Origin of the sequence: Photobacterium andalusiense (assembly GCF_900185625.1) — a bacterium.
Taxonomy (GTDB): domain Bacteria; phylum Pseudomonadota; class Gammaproteobacteria; order Enterobacterales; family Vibrionaceae; genus Photobacterium; species Photobacterium aquimaris.
The window spans coordinates 103790-122832 of sequence record NZ_FYAJ01000007.1 but is presented as its reverse complement, the minus strand read 5'-3'; the positions used below and the strand labels follow the sequence as shown (position 1 = coordinate 122832).

The 19043-nt window shown below is 41.9% G+C and carries 16 protein-coding genes and 2 tRNA genes; 2 read left to right on the top strand and 16 right to left on the bottom strand.

The features are described 5' to 3' along the window. Positions 1 to 16 precede the first annotated feature (16 nt). The 15 genes from nlpI to rlmE all read right to left on the bottom strand — a co-directional run bounded on the left by nlpI (position 17) and on the right by rlmE (position 16206). Positions 17 to 919 (bottom strand): lipoprotein NlpI, encoded by a 903-nt coding sequence (gene nlpI / locus PAND9192_RS15500; protein WP_200817831.1) that lies wholly within the window; start codon positions 917 to 919, stop codon positions 17 to 19. 106 nt (positions 920 to 1025) lie between these two features. After that, positions 1026 to 3149: a polyribonucleotide nucleotidyltransferase gene (gene pnp / locus PAND9192_RS15495; protein WP_060997671.1), complete on the bottom strand. Its 2124-nt coding sequence runs from the start codon at positions 3147 to 3149 to the stop codon at positions 1026 to 1028. A 392-nt stretch (positions 3150 to 3541) separates the two neighbouring features. Continuing rightward, positions 3542 to 3811, bottom strand: a complete 270-nt coding sequence (rpsO, locus tag PAND9192_RS15490; protein ID WP_006646210.1) for a 30S ribosomal protein S15 — start codon at positions 3809 to 3811, stop codon at positions 3542 to 3544. A gap of 201 nt (positions 3812 to 4012) precedes the next feature. Beyond that, positions 4013 to 4957, bottom strand: coding sequence for a tRNA pseudouridine(55) synthase TruB (truB, locus tag PAND9192_RS15485; RefSeq protein ID WP_087854501.1), 945 nt, complete (start codon positions 4955 to 4957; stop codon positions 4013 to 4015). 2 nt (positions 4958 to 4959) lie between these two features. Next, a complete protein-coding gene (gene rbfA, locus PAND9192_RS15480; protein WP_060997669.1) occupies positions 4960 to 5361 on the bottom strand; it encodes a 30S ribosome-binding factor RbfA in 402 nt (133 codons plus the stop codon). A gap of 98 nt (positions 5362 to 5459) precedes the next feature. Beyond that, on the bottom strand, positions 5460 to 8192 hold the full coding sequence (gene infB / locus PAND9192_RS15475) for a translation initiation factor IF-2 (RefSeq protein ID WP_060997668.1): 2733 nt from the start codon (positions 8190 to 8192) through the stop codon (positions 5460 to 5462). A gap of 27 nt (positions 8193 to 8219) precedes the next feature. Then, positions 8220 to 9707 carry a transcription termination factor NusA gene (gene nusA / locus PAND9192_RS15470; RefSeq protein WP_060997667.1) on the bottom strand — a complete coding sequence of 496 codons (1488 nt, stop codon included), beginning with the start codon at positions 9705 to 9707 and terminating at the stop codon, positions 8220 to 8222. A gap of 22 nt (positions 9708 to 9729) precedes the next feature. Continuing rightward, positions 9730 to 10185, bottom strand: a complete 456-nt coding sequence (rimP, locus tag PAND9192_RS15465; protein WP_045042274.1) for a ribosome maturation factor RimP — start codon at positions 10183 to 10185, stop codon at positions 9730 to 9732. A 187-nt stretch (positions 10186 to 10372) separates the two neighbouring features. After that, positions 10373 to 10449 (bottom strand) — tRNA-Met (locus PAND9192_RS15460). 57 nt (positions 10450 to 10506) lie between these two features. Further along, a tRNA-Leu gene (locus PAND9192_RS15455) sits at positions 10507 to 10591 on the bottom strand. Between the two features lie 11 nt (positions 10592 to 10602). Continuing rightward, positions 10603 to 10992, bottom strand: coding sequence for a preprotein translocase subunit SecG (gene secG, locus PAND9192_RS15450; RefSeq protein ID WP_087854500.1), 390 nt, complete (start codon positions 10990 to 10992; stop codon positions 10603 to 10605). Positions 10993 to 11262: 270 nt separating this feature from the next. Further along, positions 11263 to 12600, bottom strand: coding sequence for a phosphoglucosamine mutase (glmM, locus tag PAND9192_RS15445; RefSeq protein ID WP_087854499.1), 1338 nt, complete (start codon positions 12598 to 12600; stop codon positions 11263 to 11265). 80 nt (positions 12601 to 12680) lie between these two features. Then, entirely contained in the window at positions 12681 to 13514 is an 834-nt protein-coding gene (gene folP / locus PAND9192_RS15440; RefSeq protein WP_087854498.1) for a dihydropteroate synthase, read from the bottom strand. Between the two features lie 69 nt (positions 13515 to 13583). After that, a complete protein-coding gene (gene ftsH, locus PAND9192_RS15435; RefSeq protein WP_065169160.1) occupies positions 13584 to 15527 on the bottom strand; it encodes an ATP-dependent zinc metalloprotease FtsH in 1944 nt (647 codons plus the stop codon). 49 nt (positions 15528 to 15576) lie between these two features. Continuing rightward, positions 15577 to 16206, bottom strand: coding sequence for a 23S rRNA (uridine(2552)-2'-O)-methyltransferase RlmE (gene rlmE / locus PAND9192_RS15430; RefSeq protein ID WP_060997663.1), 630 nt, complete (start codon positions 16204 to 16206; stop codon positions 15577 to 15579). A gap of 212 nt (positions 16207 to 16418) precedes the next feature. On the opposite strand from rlmE, the gene yhbY reads away from it, so the two are divergent. Then, positions 16419 to 16715, top strand: a complete 297-nt coding sequence (yhbY, locus tag PAND9192_RS15425; RefSeq protein WP_065169158.1) for a ribosome assembly RNA-binding protein YhbY — start codon at positions 16419 to 16421, stop codon at positions 16713 to 16715. Between the two features lie 145 nt (positions 16716 to 16860). On the opposite strand, the gene greA is transcribed toward yhbY, so the two are convergent. After that, on the bottom strand, positions 16861 to 17334 hold the full coding sequence (gene greA / locus PAND9192_RS15420; RefSeq protein ID WP_087854497.1) for a transcription elongation factor GreA: 474 nt from the start codon (positions 17332 to 17334) through the stop codon (positions 16861 to 16863). 611 nt (positions 17335 to 17945) lie between these two features. On the opposite strand from greA, the gene PAND9192_RS15415 reads away from it, so the two are divergent. Continuing rightward, on the top strand, positions 17946 to 19022 hold the full coding sequence (locus PAND9192_RS15415) for a porin (protein ID WP_087854496.1): 1077 nt from the start codon (positions 17946 to 17948) through the stop codon (positions 19020 to 19022). Positions 19023 to 19043 lie beyond the last annotated feature (21 nt).

The window sequence follows — 19043 nt, the reverse complement described above, 5'->3', positions numbered from 1 at the left end:
TAGAACATCATCAGCGCTATGCAGCTAAAGGAGATGACTCTACAGACATTGCATTTTGCTCTGCGGTAAAAATACGATTTAATTCAAGTAACGATAATCGATGTTCAATAAATTCATACACATTGCCTGATAATGCCAATTTATAAAGCATGATCGCAGTTGGATAATCTTGCTGCTGTTGGTACCGTTGAGCTAGATAAAAATACCCTTCTGTCAATCGCAATGATAATTGCTCGTTATCTTTACTCTGTTCTGCAATATCAGTTAAAAACTGATCTTCACTGACCTCACCAAGATACATTCGCACAATCTGCCAACCCCAATCTTGTTTATCACTCGCGGCATAACGCTGTTGAAGTAATGTCTGAGCTTGCTGTGGCACTAATTTTAAATCATTAATATACAGCCAGATCACACGGTAAGGATCATTAATATCTTGCTGATAATGAGGCAATAAATCATCGTTCGCGAGCTCATAACGCTCACCGTAATACAATGCGATACCGCGATTACGATGTGCATAAGGATGATCTGGGGCTAAATCTAGCGTTGAATCAAATGACTCATAAGCTGAATCAAACATTCCCATTTGAGTAAATATTACCCCGGCAACATTAAATAAGTCCGGTTGATTTGGGTTTAACTTTAACGACTTATTAAAATCTAACCGCGCTAAATCGCGTAGACCTAAACTGTCATGCAATAAACCACGATCATAATAAATGGTTGCTAATGTTGTTTGAGGAATATTAGGCTGCTGTAATATTTGCTCAATCCGTGCCAACTGAATCTGCTGCGGCAAACTAGGTTGATAAGGAATCGCCATTGGCGGATGGCTCCATGTTGTAGGCATTACCGAACATCCGCTTAGCATTAATGCAGATGCAATTACAACATATTGAAGATGGCGTATTATCAACTCAGTTCTCCCTGTGACATCAATGACGATCCAGCGTCTATGATAATATTTAGATCAAAAAAAAGGGGCTATTAAGCCCCTTTATATCATGATATTAGCAAAACGCTTAGCCTTGTGGCTGCTCGTCTTGTGCAGGAGCTGCGGCTGGCGCTTCTACTGCTTCTTTCATGCTTAGACGAATACGGCCTTGACGGTCGATTTCAAGTACTTTAACTTGAACTTCTTGACCCATCTGTAGGTAATCAGACACTTTCTCTACACGATCTTGTGAGATTTGAGAAATGTGAACTAGACCTTCTTTTGCACCGATAACTGATACAAACGCACCGAAGTCAACGATACGCATTACTTTACCAGTGTAAACACGGCCAACTTCAACGTCTGCAGTGATTTCTTCGATGCGACGGATTGCTTCTTGTGCAGCAGTACCTTCAGTCGCAGCGATCTTCACTGTACCATCGTCTTCGATTTCGATTGTTGTACCAGTTTCTTCAGTTAGTGCACGGATAACTGCACCACCTTTACCGATAACATCTTTGATCTTCTCTGGGTTGATCTTCATCATGTGAATGCGAGGAGCAAACTGAGAGATCTCTTCACGAGGAGAGTTAATTGCATTATCCATTACGCTAAGGATGTGCTTACGCGCGCCTTTAGCTTGGTTAAGTGCAATTTCCATGATCTCTTTAGTGATACCTTCAATCTTGATATCCATCTGAAGTGCAGTGATACCGTCATCAGTACCTGCTACTTTAAAGTCCATGTCACCTAGGTGATCTTCGTCACCAAGGATGTCAGAAAGAACAACGAAATCATTGCCTTCTTTAACTAGACCCATTGCGATACCCGCAACAGATGCTTTAATTGGCACACCAGCATCCATAAGTGCTAGCGACGTACCACATACAGAAGCCATTGAAGATGAACCGTTAGATTCAGTGATTTCTGATACAACACGTACTGTGTATGGGAATTCGTCAACAGATGGCATTACTGCTTGAATACCACGCTTCGCCAACTTACCGTGACCAATTTCACGACGCTTAGGTGAACCAACAAAACCAGTTTCACCTACACAGTATGGAGGGAAGTTGTAGTGAAGAAGGAAGTGATCTTTCTTCTCACCCATGATGCTATCAATGATTTGAGCATCACGTTGTGTACCCAATGTTGCAGTAACAAGTGCTTGAGTCTCACCACGTGTAAATAGTGAAGAACCGTGAGTACGTGGAAGTACACCAGTACGTACGTCTAGCGCACGAACCATGTCTTTTTCACGACCATCGATACGTGGGTGACCAGCAATGATACGGCCACGTACAACTGTCTTCTCTAGATCGTGGAAGATCGTGTGGATTTCTTTCGCATTTGCATCAGCATCTTCAGCAACAATCGCGTCATTTACTTCAGCTGCAATCTCATGAATACGGTCGTAACGCGCCATTTTCTCTGTGATTTGGTAAGCTTCAACAAGCTTAGCTTCTGCAAGTTCTGCGATCTTAGCTTTAAGTGCTGTGTTCTCTGCAGGTGCAGTCCAATCCCAAGCAGGAGTCGCAACTTCAGCTGCAAACTCATTGATTGCATTGATAACAACTTGTTGTTGGTCGTGACCAAATACAACAGCTTGTAGCATTTGCTCTTCAGATAGACGGTCAGCTTCAGACTCAACCATCAATACTGCATCTTTAGTACCAGCAACAACAAGATCTAGACGGCTTGTTTCTAGCTCTTCATTGCTTGGGTTAAGAACGAATTGATCGTTAATGTAACCTACACGTGCCGCACCGATAGGACCATTAAATGGAATACCAGAAATAGCAAGTGCTGCAGAAGTACCAATCATTGTAACCATATCAGGGTTAACAGCAGGGTTTACAGAAACCACTGTTGCAATAACTTGTACTTCGTTTTTGAAATCGTCTGGGAATAACGGACGGATTGGACGGTCGATTAGACGTGCAGTCAGTGTTTCACCCTCAGAAGGACGGCCTTCACGCTTGAAGAAACCACCAGGGATTTTACCTGCAGCGTAAGTACGCTCTTGGTAGTTCACTGTTAGTGGGAAGAAGTCTTGACCTTCTACTGCTGTTTTTTTACCAACAACAGAAACGAACACTGATGTGTCGTCCATGCTAACCATTACTGCAGCAGTCGCTTGACGTGCTATAACACCAGTCTCAAGAGTAACCGTGTGGTTACCGTACTGGAAAGTCTTTACGATAGGATTCACGTGAATTTCCTTAAATATATTCCGCTTTCTATTTGCTGGTCAATTATAACCAACACAAACATAAGCGTCATGTAATTGATGTCCACTTTATTATGATTTCACGTATCGCGACTAATCAAAGTTCTCATATGACGAAAACTTTTATTAGCCGCGACCTGAAGGTCGACGAAAACGACTCGCAAAGTCATAAATAGTGGAAATGTGCAGTTATTTACTCACTACCTATCATATCTCTGCGTAAGCATTCATACAACAAACTTGAGCTTAACTCCGGTACAGATAGTAGACGAAATTAGAAAAGATGACAGGAAGGCGAATCAATAATAGCGGTATTAGTAATAAAAAGAGCAGATAAAAAGAAAGGAGCCTAGGGCTCCTTTCTTAAAGCAATCTTAGCGACGTAGGCCTAGACGCTTGATCAAGTCTTGGTAACGATCTAGGTTTTTACCTTTAAGGTAATCTAGAAGCTTACGACGACGAGAAACCATACGTAGTAGACCGCGACGGCTGTGGTGGTCGTGCTTGTGGTTAGCAAAGTGACCTTGAAGGTGGTTGATTTGCGCTGTTAAAAGTGCAACCTGAACTTCAGGAGAACCAGTATCATTTTCACATTGTGCGTAATCTGCAACGATTGCTGCTTTAGTTTCTGCATTCAGAGACATAACTCATTCCTAATACAAGATGTTTTAATTTGTGCCGCCAATCTCTGATTCAGCCGACACCCAAGCCGCGGATTATACTGATCAGCGCTACGAACTACAAGCGAATAATTAACCAGCGTTATTTTTAATCTCAAGCAACTTATTTACCCTAATCAAGCTGATTAATGATTGACTATTGCTTATGATTTACTGGTGTCATTATTACTGTTGTTCGTTTGCCATTACTCGCTTTGGTGCCAACATGCCCTTTGCATCAATGGTACCAACACCAATAAATTCAGCACTATCTCCAACCGTAATGCGCACTAATGTGCCTTCAGCTGGAACAACCTCGGCAACGACAGGATTACCGTGTAGAACATGAACCGCGGTTTCTGCAGTAATATTCACTGCTGGTAAATCTTGTACCGCAGTATCAGTTGGTAATAATAACGCATCTAATACTGTGCCAGGCTCAACATCATTAGCTTTAGCATCATCAAGCATCGTTTGTAACTGCTCAATGGTTACCATGCGTTCATACGGAAAGTTAGAAACACCAGTACGACGCAACATAATAACATGAGCACCACAACCTAGCATTTCCCCCAAGTCATCAACGATAGTACGAATATACGTACCTTTTGATACATGAAGTTCCATTTCAACTTCATTGTTATCAAATCGCAATAGCTCAACTGAATACACCGTAATCTTACGCGACTCACGAGGAATTGAGATCCCTTCACGAGCATATTCATACAACTTTCGACCTTGATATTTCAGTGCCGAGTACATTGATGGAATTTGATCAGTTGTGCCACGGAATTTATCGATACAAGCTTCAAGTTGTTCGCGATCAACATTAACCTCACGGGTTTCCACAACTTCACCATCAGAATCTGAGGTATCAGTACGTTCGCCTAATTTGGCAATCACACGATAACGCTTATCAGAATCTAATAAAAATTGTGAAAATTTGGTCGCTTCACCAAAACAAAGCGGTAACATGCCCGTCGCTAAAGGATCAAGCGCACCTGTATGGCCCGCTTTTTGTGCAAAAAAGATACGTTTCACTTTTTGCAGGGTATCGTTAGAACTAATGCCGGTTGGTTTATCAACCAAGATCACACCGTTAATTGGACGACCTTTACGACGACGTGCCATGCTTACTCCTCGCCTTTTTCTACTTCGTCTTCATCACCACGACGATCTTCATCGTCACGTACCGCTTTTGATACTAGGTTAGAAATACGCATACCTTCAGTTAACGATTGATCAAAAATGAAGTTAAGCTCAGGTGTTACACGTAGGCGAATTTCTTTACCTAGTAGTGAACGAATGTAAGGTGCCATTTCACGTAGTGCTGCCAAGCTGCCTTCTGCAGTTTGCTCACCAATCGGAAAGAAAGTTACATAGATTTTGGCGTAGTTCATATCACGCGATACATCAACACTTGAGATTGTTGTCATTGCGATCGCTGGGTCTTTGATTTCACGCTGTAAAATCACTGCTAATTCTTTTTGTAGCTGTTGTGCTACACGTTGGGTACGGCTAAATTCTTTTGCCATTGTCTTGCTCTCTCTAAGAATAATGCTCTTGAAAGAATGGGGAGCCGAAGCTCCCCATTATCATTATCATGTTGAAAAACAACTATCTACACTGATTATTAGTCAAGTGTACGTTGGATTTCAATAATTTCGAATACTTCGATCTGGTCGCCAACGCGAACGTCGTTGTAGTTCTTAACGCCGATACCACACTCGTAACCGTTCTTAACTTCAGCAACGTCATCTTTAAAGCGACGTAGTGACTCAAGCTCACCTTCGTAGATAACTACGTTTTCACGTAGAACACGAATAGGGTTGTTACGCTTAATAGTACCTTCAGTTACCATACAACCAGCGATTGCGCCAATCTTAGGTGACTTAAATACGTCACGTACTTCAGCAAGACCAATGATCTCTTGCTTGAACTCAGGAGCCAACATACCGCCCATCGCCGCTTTAACTTCGTCGATTAGTTGGTAGATGATTGAGTAGTAACGTAGGTCTAGGTTTTCATTTTCGATTGTTTGACGCGCAGACGCATCAGCACGAACGTTGAAACCAAGTACGATTGCGTTAGAAGCTGCTGCAAGTACTGCATCAGTTTCAGTGATTGCACCAACACCTGAACCTACGATGTTCACTTTAACTTCATCAGTTGAAAGCTTACGTAGTGAGTCAGCGATTGCTTCAACAGAACCTTGAACGTCTGCTTTAAGCACAACGTTTAGTTCAGCAACTTCACCAGCTTCCATGTTAGCAAACATGTTTTCTAGTTTAGCTTTTTGTTGACGTGCTAGTTTAACATCACGGAATTTACCTTGACGGTAAAGTGCAACTTCACGTGCTTTACGCTCATCACGTACTACAGTCGCTTCATCACCTGATGATGGCACACCAGAAAGACCAAGGATCTCCACAGGAATAGATGGACCTGCTGATTCGATTTCTTGACCTTGTTCGTTGCGCATTGCACGAATACGACCATGCATTAGACCACAAAGAACGATATCGCCTTTACGCAATGTACCTTCTTGAACAAGTACTGTTGCAACTGGACCACGGCCTTTATCAAGACGAGATTCAATAACAACACCTGATGCCATGCCTTCTTCAACTGCTGTTAGCTCAAGAATTTCTGACTGAAGAAGAATTGCTTCTAGTAGACCATCGATGTTAGTACCTTGTTTCGCAGAGATGTGAACAAACATGTTCTCACCGCCCCACTCTTCAGGCATAACGTCGTATTGAGCTAACTCGTTCTTCACGTTATCTGGGTTTGCATCTTCTTTATCGATCTTGTTTACCGCAACGATCAAAGGTACACCAGCCGCTTTTGCGTGCTGAATCGCTTCGATTGTTTGTGGCATTACGCCATCGTCTGCAGCCACAACAAGTACAACGATATCTGTCGCTTGAGCACCACGAGCACGCATAGCTGTAAACGCTGCGTGTCCTGGAGTATCAAGGAACGTGATCATACCGTTTTCAGTTTCAACGTGGTAAGCACCAATGTGCTGTGTAATACCACCTGCTTCGCCAGAAGCAACGTGTGCTTTACGAATGTAGTCAAGTGTAGATGTCTTACCATGGTCAACGTGACCCATGATAGTAACAACTGGTGCACGAGAAACTTTCAATAGATCAGCTGCGTTACGATCAGAAAGCACCGCTTCTTCAAGCTCGTTTTCTTTACGTAGAATAACTTTGTGACCCATTTCTTCAGCAACTAATGTTGCTGTTTCTTGGTCGATAACTTGGTTGATAGTCGCCATAGCGCCCATCTTCATCATTACCTTGATAACTTCAACGCCTTTAACAGACATTTTGTTCGCTAGCTCAGCAACTGTAATCGTTTCACCGATAACAACATCTTGCTTAGCAACTAGTGCTGTCTTATCGAAGCCATGTTGCATTGAAGCTGGTTTGTTCATTTGTGGCTTACCGCGACCACGTTGGTTACGACCGCCACGGCCACCACGTTCGTCTTGCTTAGCCGCTGGCTTTTTCTTTTTACGACGGCGAGAAGTTTCTTCTTTGCGGTCTTGTTCATCTTCTGCAGCACGAGCATAGGTAGATGTCGTTGTATGGTAATCAGATTTTTCCATACTTACTGCTTGCTCAGGTTTTACCCCGTTTTTCTCGTTCTGTTCTGCCATTTTGCGAGCCTCTTCTAGCTGACGCTGACTTTCTTCTTCGGCTTTTCGCTTGGCTTCCTCTTCCAGACGACGCTGTAGTACTTCAGCATCTAACTTAGCCTGTTTGTCAGCGACGGTGCGCTTAGCTTTTTCGTCAGCTTTGCGCTTATCCTGTTCGGTACGATTCGCTTTATCCTCAGCGGCACGCTTTAGTTTCTGTTCTGCTTCACGCTTAGCAGTTTCTTCTGCTTTACGCTGCTCTTCAGCTTTACGTAGTGCAGCTTCCTCTGCGCTACGTTTTGCTGCTTCTTCTGCGGCTTGTTTGGCAATCATGTCAGCTTCACGTTGCGCTTTTGCTTCCGCTTCGCGCTTAACAGCTTCTTCTGCTGCACGTTGTTCATCCTCTAGTGCTGAACGTTTCACGTAGGTGCGCTTTTTGCGCACTTCTACTTGAACATTTTTGCTCTTGCCACCACTGCCTGACACACTTAATGTACTTCGTGTCTTACGCTGCAGAGTCAGACGAGTCGGAGCGCCGTCAGTATTGCCGTCACTACCATGCTCCTTTTGGAGATGGTTAAGTAACGCCTGTTTTTCGGTTTGGCTTACATTTGCATCAACATTCTTAGCTATCCCAGCATCTGAAAACTGTTGAAGTAAACGGTCAATCGGCGTACCAATTTCTTCCGCCAATGTTTTAACGGTAACCTCTGACATAATGCTCCTCCCTTGCTTTATTTTTTATTACGCTTCGTCGCTGAACCAGCAAATATTACGCGCAGCCATAATTAGCTCACCCGCTTTTGCTTCGTCCACGCCTTCAATGTCGGTCAAGTCATCAGTTCCTTGATCAGCAAGATCTTCAAGCGTACAAATACCTTTTGCTGCAAACTTAAACGCTAATTCGCGCTCAAGACCTTCCAGACTTAATAAATCTTCAGCTGGTTCTACACCGTCAAGCGATTCTTCTTTAGCAAGCGCTAACGTAGTCAATGCAGCTTTTGCACGGCTACGTAGTTGCTCAATAGTCTCTTCATCAAGACCATCAATATCCATTAACTCACTTAATGGAACGTAAGCAATTTCTTCTAGTGTAGTAAAGCCTTCTTCTACCAATACAGTGGCAAAGTCTTCATCAATATCAAGGTGCTTAGTAAACACTTCAATTGACGCTTGTGCTTCTGCTTGGTGTTTTTTCTGTAGATCTTCAACTGTCATTACGTTTAGTTCCCAGCCAGTAAGCTGTGATGCTAAACGTACGTTTTGACCGTTACGACCGATCGCTTGTGCCAGATTATCTTTCTGTACAGCGATATCCATAGTGTGGTTGTCTTCATCAACAATAATTGAATCAACTTCCGCAGGTGCCATTGCATTGATCACGTATTGTGCAGCATTTTCATCCCACAATACGATATCAATACGCTCGCCGCCAAGCTCACTAGAAACAGCTTGAACACGTGCGCCACGCATACCAACACACGCACCAACAGGATCAATACGCTTATCGTTAGTTTTTACTGCAATTTTTGCACGAGAACCAGCATCACGTGCTGCACCCATTAGCTCAATCAGTTCTTCGCCCATTTCAGGCACTTCAATGCGGAATAGCTCAGATAACATTTCAGGCTTAGAGCGCGTCATGAATAACTGGAAACCACGAGCTTCAGGGGCAACTTTGTAAAGTAGACCACGAACACGGTCGCCTGGACGGAAGTTTTCACGAGGAAGTTGATCATCACGCTGGATAACCGCTTCTGCGTTGCTGCCTAAATCAATAATTACTGCGTCACGATTTACTTTCTTAACAATACCAGTGATTAGCTCACCTTCGTTGTCAATAAATTGTGCCACGATTTGCTCACGCTCAGCTTCACGTACTTTTTGTACGATAACTTGCTTTGCTGTTTGCGTAGTAATACGGTCGAACGTTACAGATTGAATATCATCTTCAACATAATCGCCAAGAGCGATTGTTGGATCTTCAAATTGTGCCGCTTCTAAGGTAATTTCAAGTGTAGGTTGAGTCACCTCTTCTACTGCTTTCCAACGACGGAAAGTTTCAAATTCACCAGTTTTACGATCGATAACAACACGAACTTCGATTTCAGCTTCGTGTTTCTTTTTAGTTGCTGTCGCTAATGCAATCTCAAGCGCTTCAAAGATACGCTCGCGAGGAACAGCTTTTTCGTTGGATACCGCTTCTACGACAGCCAAGATTTCTTTGTTCATTTCTAATGCCCCAATTTAGCGGTTAGAATTTTGGAACTAGGTTGGCCTTGGAGATATTGCTAAGTGCAAAGGACTCGTCATTGCCATCTACGTTAAGTGTGATCAGTTCGCCTTCAACAGCGACAATGTCACCTTTCCACTTACGACGGTTACCCATCGCCATTTTTAATACTAAGCTAACTTCATGACCAATAAATTGTTGGTAATGTGCTGCTTTGAAGAGTGGTCTTTCCAATCCAGGGGAAGACACTTCTAGGTGGTAAGCAACAGTAATTGGATCTTCAACATCCATTACTGCACTAATCTGGCGGCTAACCTCTGCACAACCGTCTACATTTATACCATTTTCATGGTCAATAAACACGCGAAGTGTGGAGTGCTCACCAGCACGGATGAACTCTAAACCAACAAGTTCAAAGCCAATAGCTTGAACTGAAGGCTCAAGTAAGTCGGTTAATTGTGTCTCTAAAGCTGTCAAGACAACCCCCCGGAAACAAAAAAAGGGCATAAAGCCCAGTAAATACCTGAATGGTCATGTTTCAGATAATAAAAAACCCCGAATACGGGGTTTTTTATTACTGGACCCTGATTACTAAAACCATGCAAGCAAGTGTCTTAGTAAGAAAACAAACATTCAAAGTAAGAATAGTCTATTTTCAGGAAAGTGGTTGCGGGGGCCGGATTTGAACCAACGACCTTCGGGTTATGAGCCCGACGAGCTACCAAGCTGCTCCACCCCGCGTCCGATTCTGAACTGAGTATACCGTTCAGATGTTACTATTACAAGTAACCAGTATAATGGTGCCGAGAAGGGGACTTGAACCCCTACACCTTGCGGCACTAGCACCTCATGCTAGCGTGTCTACCAATTTCACCATCTCGGCTAAATATTTACTTACTGAGATTTTTCACTTGTTGCTGGTGTTGTTTCAGCAGTGTTCTCAGTTGTTTTTTCAGCTGTAACAACTTTATCTGTAGTTACAGTCTTTGGTGTTTCAACAGCTTGTGTTGTAGCAGGAGCCGAAAGGTTATCCCAACCACTTGTCTCTGTTGCTTGCTTGGTACTCATGTTGCCAAGAACAAGACTGATCACAAAGAAAATTAGTGCACAAAGTGTTGTCATTCGAGTTAGAAAATTTCCTGAGCCGCTAGAGCCGAACAAAGTTCCTGAAGCACCAGCCCCGAATGAAGCTCCCATATCTGCGCCTTTACCTTGCTGAACCATTACTAGGCCAATTACACCAAGCGCAGCGACAAGATAAATCACAAGTAGAATTTCGTACATGGGTTCCACCTATGGTTAAATTGCTATACCGGCTTTGCTTTAGCAGTGCCAGCGCATTCCTCTTATCTAGAGAGCGAATGAATACTAGCGAAACCCTGTAACAGTGACAAGTAATATTTACTAAAAAAGTGAATATTCCGAACCACTTGCACAACATTTAGCCAAAAACAAAGTCATCGAAATAAAAAGGCTGACCATATTTGTATTAGCCAGCCTCCTCCTTTATTGAATAATGTTTAAAAAATTAAACAGTTATCAATAACCATTACATTAGCAGTTTTCTTTTACTGCTTTTGCAATATCTAATGCATATTGCTTAACATCAGCTGCATTTTGGCCTTCAACCATAACACGGATTAATGGCTCAGTGCCTGATTTACGTAACAATACGCGACCATTATCACCTAATTTTTGTTCAACCGCTTGAGTAGCTGCAATAACAGCTGCTGATTGTAGAGGATCGTTGTCACCCTTAAAGCGAACATTTTCCAAAACTTGCGGGAACATTGTCATGCCATCACTGAGCTCTTTCAGGCTCATTTTACTTGCTACGATAGAAGCCATAACTTGTAAGCCAGCAACAATACCGTCACCCGTCGTTACTTTATCAAGTAGAATAACGTGACCTGAATTTTCAGCACCAATTAACCAATTATGCTTTAATAGCTCTTCCATTACATAACGGTCACCCACTTTTGCGCGTACAAAAGGAATGCCTAGATTTTTCAGTGCAACTTCCATGCCCATATTAGTCATTAGCGTACCAACGACACCGCCTTTCAGTTCACCACAACGTAATGCATCACGGGCAATAATGTAAGCGATCTGGTCACCATCAATTTTATTACCAAGCTCATCAACCATGATAATACGGTCACCATCACCATCAAGGGCAATACCAAAGTCAGCTTTTTCTGCTAATACTTTAGCTTGTAACGCGTCAACGTCTGTAGCGCCTACCTTATCATTAATATTGATACCGTTTGGTTCGCAACCAATAGTAATAATTTCAGCACCTAATTCAGCGAAAACCTTAGGAGCAATGTGGTATGTCGCACCATGTGCACAGTCGACAACAATCTTAAAACCTTCAAGGCTTAAATGATTAGGGAATGTACCTTTACAAAACTCAATGTAACGTCCAGCAGCATCATCAATACGGTATGCTTTACCCAATAGGGCTGATTCAACACACGTTAATGGTTTTTCCATTTCAGCTTCAATGGCTAATTCAACTTCATCCGGTAATTTAGTACCTTGAGCCGAAAAGAATTTGATGCCGTTATCATGGTAAGGGTTGTGCGATGCAGAAATTACAATACCCGCTTCAGCACGAAATGTACGAGTTAAATAGGCAACAGCAGGGGTTGGCATTGGACCAGTAAAAGCCGCTTTTAGACCAGCAGCTGCAAGACCGGCTTCTAAAGCAGATTCAAGCATGTAACCTGAAATACGAGTATCTTTACCAATTAATACTTTTTTAGTACCTGTTTTTGATAATACACGTCCTGCAGCCCAGCCTAGTTTCATTACAAACTCAGGTGTAATTGGGCCTTCACCAACAAGACCACGAATGCCATCAGTACCAAAGAACTTACGTTCAGCCATTTTACGCTCCTAGCTCTATCTTATAAGTATATCGATTGTAATCAGCTTACAATCTTTCACTGTTATGGAATTATATCTAATTATTTAGAATATTTTGCGACCATATTACAGACTTGAATAACATCAATTGTTTCTTTAGCGTCATGAACACGAATTATTTGTGCGCCTTTCATCGCAGCCACCGTCGCACAGGCTAAACTACCGGCTAAACAATCAGCAGCTGGTTTATCCAATAATTTCGAAATCATTGATTTGCGAGACATTCCCGCTAATAACGGCAACCCAAACTGATGAAATTGTTCAAATTGCGCTAATAATTGATAATTATGCGCCATTGTTTTACCAAAACCAAAACCGGGATCTAATATCAGCTGTTGGCGGCTAATGCCTTGTTGTTCACAAGCTTGAATGCGCTGCTGAAAAAAATGATTTACATCTGTAATCAGGTCAACATAATTAGGATCAGCTTGCATTGTACGCGGTTGACCTTGCATATGCATTAAGCAGATAGGAACATTTGCTTTTGCAGCAGCAGCTATTGCCCCGGCTTCTTGTAATGCACGTACATCATTAATTAAATCAGCCCCGGCATTTATCGCTTCAGTCATTACCAGCGCTTTACTGGTATCAATTGAAATCCAGCAATCAAATCGTTGTCTAATCGCTTCTATTACCGGAATAACACGTGCAAGTTCTTGCTCAAGACTTACATCGGCAGCACCTGGACGCGTCGATTCACCACCAATATCAATGATAGCTGTACCTGCTTCAAGCATAGATTCAACATGACGGAGCGCACTCTCTAATTGATTGTATTTACCGCCATCAGAAAATGAATCAGGGGTTATATTAACAATCCCCATCACTTGAGGCGTTGTCAAATCAAGCGTCTTAGTTTTACTGATTAACATCATGTTATGACTCCGGAAATTTCCATAAAAAAAAACCCCGACCTAAGTCAGGGTTTTCTATTCACTTAGCTATTAGGCTTGTGGTTTAGTATCTGTATCATCTTTTTCAGATAATGCATCGATACCATCGCCTACAGGCTCATCAGGTGCTAGCTCTGTTTCAGGTGCATTATGGATTGTATCACCGTCATCAGCCCAACCTTTTGGTGCGCGAATAACAGCTTTACGTTCCATTAGGTCATCAATCTGACCCGCATCAATGGTTTCATACTTCATCAATGCATCTTTCATTGCATGCATGATATCCATATTATCAACCAAAATTTGACGTGCGCGCTGGTAGTTACGGTCAATCAGAATACGAACTTCAGTATCAATCAGCTTCGCAGTGTCATCAGACATATGCTTACTTTGTGTTACTGAACGACCAAGGAATACTTCACCTTCGTCTTCTGCATATAGTAACGGCCCTAACTTGTCAGAGAAGCCCCACTGCGTCACCATCTTACGTGCAATATCAGTTGCGCGTTCGATATCGTTTGAAGCACCAGTAGATACTTTCTCACGACCATAGATAAGCTCTTCAGCCAAACGACCACCGTAAAGACTTGAAATCATTGATTCTAAGAATTCACGAGAATGACTTACACGATCTTGCTCTGGTAAGTACATTGTCACACCTAATGCACGACCACGTGGAATAATTGACACTTTGTACACTGGATCGTGATCCGGTACTAAACGACCAATAATTGCGTGACCTGCTTCGTGGTATGCGGTTGACGCTTTCTGATCTTCAGACATCACCATTGATTTACGCTCAGCGCCCATCATGATTTTGTCTTTTGCTAGTTCAAATTCAACCATTGAAACAGTGCGTTTATCACCACGAGCGGCAAATAATGCAGCTTCGTTAACAAGGTTTGCCAGATCAGCACCAGAGAAACCTGGTGTACCACGAGCAATCAATGATGGATTAACATCACCGTCTAGCGGAACTTTACGCATGTGAACTTTAAGAATCTGCTCACGACCACGTACATCCGGAAGACCAACAACAACTTGGCGGTCAAAACGACCTGGACGAAGTAATGCTGGATCCAGTACATCAGGACGGTTGGTTGCGGCAATAACGATAATACCTTCATTACCTTCAAAACCATCCATTTCAACCAGCATTTGGTTCAGTGTTTGCTCACGCTCATCGTGACCACCACCAACACCAGCACCACGTTGACGACCTACTGCATCGATTTCATCGATAAAGATAATACAAGGCGCTGCTTTCTTCGCTTGTTCAAACATGTCACGGACACGGGATGCACCCACACCGACAAACATTTCAACAAAGTCAGAACCAGAGATAGTAAAGAACGGTACTTTCGCTTCACCAGCAATAGCTTTTGCTAGTAATGTTTTACCAGTACCAGGAGGACCAACCATCAACACACCTGTTGGGATTTTACCACCTAGTTTTTGGAAACGGCTTGGATCACGTAAGTAATCAACCAGTTCTTTAACGTCTTCTTTAGCTTCGTCACAACCAGCTACATCAGCAAAGGTTGTTTTGATTTGGTCTTCACCCATCATGCGTGCTTTAGATTTGCCGAACGACATGGCACCTTTGCCACCACCGCCCTGCATCTGACGCATAAAGAAAATCCAAACACCAATAAGCAATAGCATAGGGAACCACGAGATGAAGATTGAAGCTAAAAGGCTTGGTTCTTCTGGTGGTGTACCCGCAACCGCTACGTTTGCGTTAATAAGATCGTCTAACAGTTTTGGATCATTTGCGACAGGTAAGTATGTTACATAGCTCGCATTATCACGTTTGGTTACAGTGATTTGACGATCATTGAATCGTACTTCCTTTATCTGATCCTGACCGATTTGACGGACAAATGTCGTATAATCGACTTGGCCTTTGGTACTATTACTATTGGTTCCGAAACTCTGGAATACAGACATAAGAACAACAGCAATGACCAGCCATAAAATCAAGTTTTTTGCCATGTCACTCAAGGTGTTAACCTCGCGATAACTAAAAGATGAATGTAGATTACTACAGTTTGTAACCTGTAGCCACAATATAGACTTCACGCGAACGATCTCGCGAGGAATCAGGTTTACGAATTTTGACCACTTTAAACATGCTACGAATATCAGCTAAATATTGGTCAAAGCCTTCACCTTGGAAAACTTTTACCGCAAAACTGCCATTCGGTGCAAGCACTTGTCGACACATATCTAATGCAAGCTCAACAAGATACATAGCTCGAGGTTGGTCGGATGCAAGGTTACCACTCATATTAGGAGCCATATCAGACATTACCACATCGACCATATCTGGTTGAATGCGTGTCAATAAAGCCTCTAATACTGCTTCTTCACGGAAATCACCTTGGAGGAAACTAACCCCCGGCAGTGAATCCATTGGCAAAATATCACAAGCGATGACCTGTCCTTCATCACCTACAATTTCTGCCGCGTACTGTGACCAACCACCTGGTGCAGCACCAAGGTCAACCACTGTCATGCCCGGTTTTAATAATTTATCTTTATTTTGAATTTCTTCAATTTTAAAGAAAGCCCGTGAACGGTAGCCCCGTTTTTGTGCTTCTTGTACATATTTATCGTCAAAATGTTCTTTTAACCACCGGCCTGAGCTAGCGGATTGTTTTTTTCTACTCATGCTAAACCTAATGAGTTGCCATACTTAGTAAGTATACGTCGGCTAAAGACTTTATCGCACCTAATTCATTAGATTGCGCCCTAAAAATGTGCAGTGCAACATAATCACTGTAAATTTTCCGACTGTCATCTATTAAACAAATTAGTCTTCTAGACTAGATGGCGGTAGAATGTCGCGTTTTCAACCCTTGTAACTAAAAAAATAGAGTCATCATGAATCTAAGCACAAAACAAAAGCAGTTCTTAAAAGGCCTTGCTCACAACCTGAAACCTGTTGTTCTTATGGGTGCCAACGGCCTAACTGAAGCAGTATTAGCCGAAATCGATTTAGCCTTAAACCACCATGAGCTTGTTAAAGTAAAAGTGGCTTCTGAAGATCGTGAAACTAAATTATTAATCGTCGACGCTATTATTCGCGAAACTAAAGCGGAAAAAGTACAGGTGATTGGTAAAACATTGGTACTTTACCGTCAAACAGAAGATCGTAAAATCGAACTTCCTCGTAAATAAAAAAGGCCGCCTAGCGGCCTTTTTTATATTCGTCGTTGGCAATAAACATGTTTTGCTAACGACAAACCTTACCGTAATTAATAAGTTAACGCTTATTTGTCAAACATAGTCTAAATTTTTACGAACAACAAACAGCAATTACATATTAAATGTATTGTACATCCATGATTTCAAATTCTTTTAAACCGCCAGGAGTGGTAATTTGAACTTCATCACCAACTAGCTTGCCAATTAAACCACGTGCAATCGGTGAGTTAACTGAAATTAAATTTTGCTTAATATCTGCTTCGTCATCACCGACGATGCAATAAGTCATTTCTTTATCACTATCTAAATCTAACAACTTAATAGTTGTACCAAAAATAACTTTACCTGTGTTTGCTAATGTTGTTACATCAATAACTTGGGCAACAGATAATTTATATTCGATATCACGAATTTGTGCTTCACAAATACCCTGCTCTTCACGTGCAGCGTGGTACTCAGCATTTTCTTTTAAGTCACCAAGTTCACGTGCTTCAGCAATCGCTTGAGAAATAAGCGGACGACGCTTTAATAATACCTCAAGTTCCTTGAGCAGCTTTTGTTCGCCGCGAACAGTCATTGGTACTTTTTCCATAAATAAATAGCCTCTGTAACCTGATAGCGCTCGCCAATTTCAGGTAAATAGCGTCAGTCTAGCCCATGGCTAGCCCGACAGAATAAAAAAATGATTTGGTTTATTTTAAACAAAGATGACTCAGAGATCATCATTGATAAATGATAATCCGTATTTAACTGTCATTTTTATGCTAATTCTTTTACTACACCGCTGCTCTAAAAATACCAGTATCGCAATTTATAGCCACCTAAAATCAAACACTCTTAAATGTCAGTGCTTACTTACTATTGTGATATTGACATTAACACCATAAAAAACGTTACAATCCAAGCCATATCAAAAAGCGCGCCAAATCACACTCTTACAAATAAAAATGTCATTTTTAAGTATAAAAAAAATAATATTTTCTAAATGGAACTAAAATTCGAAAAATAATTAGAACTTTTACTTATTTAGTTAACACACTGATAAAAAACATGATAATCACCATAAAAAAACTAAAAACCACTTATTTAAACTATTTTTCAGTTTTTTTTACTAACATATTACCAATGACACAAGTAAAAAGAACGCCATAGCATTTGGCATCAAAATGCAACCTATAAAAAAATCATATAAAGGATTCGGTAATGAACAAGAACCTAATTGCTCTAGCAGTAGCAGCAGCGACTTTCTCTGGCGCAGCATCAGCGGCAACAGTTTATTCAGACGACACTTCTAGCCTAGCTATTGGCGGCCGTGTAGAAGCTCGCGCACTTCTTTCTGAAAATGCTAAAAATGAAAATGCTCCAGTACTTACACAACAAACAAGCAACGATGTAACTGACATCTCACGTGTACGTGTAAACATTGATGCTAAAACACAAATCGCTGACGGCGTACAAGGTATTGGTTACTTTGAGCGTGAATTCAAAGCTGATAACGCTAACGATGAAAACCGTTACATCTACGCTGGTGTAAACAGCGATAAGTACGGCCAAATCGTTTACGGTAAGGCTGACGGTTCTCTAGGTATGATCACTGATTTCACTGATATCATGGCATACGCAGGTTCTGTTGTTGGTGGTACTAAGCTAGCAGTAGCTGACCGTACTACAAATAACCTAGCTTACTCAGGTACATTTAATAACCTAACTTTCAAAGCGAACTACGTATTTGATGGCGCGGCTTATAACGATGATGCTAACTCTAAAAACTTTGGTAAGAAAACCGACCAAAGTGGTTTCTCTACTGCGGTTAAATACAATGTAGCAGATACAGGTCTTGCATTAGGTGCTGGTTACGCGCAGCAGAAAGATCAAACTGCAATCAACAACCCAGTAAACCAAACATCTAAGCAAACATTTGCTGTAGCATCTTACACTATGGGCGATCTATACTTCGGTGGTCTATACAAGTACGGTCACCGTGATGCAACTAACCTAGTGAATGGCGAAGTAACAGATTCTCAAGGTTACGAATTCGCAGCCGCTTACACTATGGGTAAAGCAGTATTTACTACTACTTACGGCTTCATGAAAGATGAGCGTAACACTAGCGGTGCTTACGATGAGTTAGCAAACCAACTATCTGTTGACGGTACTTACTACTTCAACAGCAACTTCCGTACTTACGCTTCTTACACATTCAACATGCTTGATAAGAACAAAGTGGGTAAAGTTGCAGCATCTGACCAAGTTGTTCTTGGCGCACGTTACGACTTCTAATTTAAACGATTAAAAGCGTAC

Coding starts and splice junctions, on each gene's coding strand:
- rpsO (WP_006646210.1), bottom strand. CDS start 3,811: ATGTCTCTGAATGCAGAAACTAAAGCAGCAATCGTTGCAGATTACGCA.
- truB (WP_087854501.1), bottom strand. CDS start 4,957: ATGGCACGTCGTCGTAAAGGTCGTCCAATTAACGGTGTGATCTTGGTT.
- rbfA (WP_060997669.1), bottom strand. CDS start 5,361: ATGGCAAAAGAATTTAGCCGTACCCAACGTGTAGCACAACAGCTACAA.
- infB (WP_060997668.1), bottom strand. CDS start 8,192: ATGTCAGAGGTTACCGTTAAAACATTGGCGGAAGAAATTGGTACGCCG.
- nusA (WP_060997667.1), bottom strand. CDS start 9,707: ATGAACAAAGAAATCTTGGCTGTCGTAGAAGCGGTATCCAACGAAAAA.
- secG (WP_087854500.1), bottom strand. CDS start 10,992: ATGTACGAAATTCTACTTGTGATTTATCTTGTCGCTGCGCTTGGTGTA.
- glmM (WP_087854499.1), bottom strand. CDS start 12,600: ATGGCTGAACGTAAGTTCTTTGGTACTGATGGCATTCGTGGTCTTGTT.
- folP (WP_087854498.1), bottom strand. CDS start 13,514: ATGATGTTAATCAGTAAAACTAAGACGCTTGATTTGACAACGCCTCAA.
- ftsH (WP_065169160.1), bottom strand. CDS start 15,527: ATGGCAAAAAACTTGATTTTATGGCTGGTCATTGCTGTTGTTCTTATG.
- rlmE (WP_060997663.1), bottom strand. CDS start 16,206: ATGAGTAGAAAAAAACAATCCGCTAGCTCAGGCCGGTGGTTAAAAGAA.
- yhbY (WP_065169158.1), top strand. CDS start 16,419: ATGAATCTAAGCACAAAACAAAAGCAGTTCTTAAAAGGCCTTGCTCAC.
- greA (WP_087854497.1), bottom strand. CDS start 17,334: ATGGAAAAAGTACCAATGACTGTTCGCGGCGAACAAAAGCTGCTCAAG.
- PAND9192_RS15415 (WP_087854496.1), top strand. CDS start 17,946: ATGAACAAGAACCTAATTGCTCTAGCAGTAGCAGCAGCGACTTTCTCT.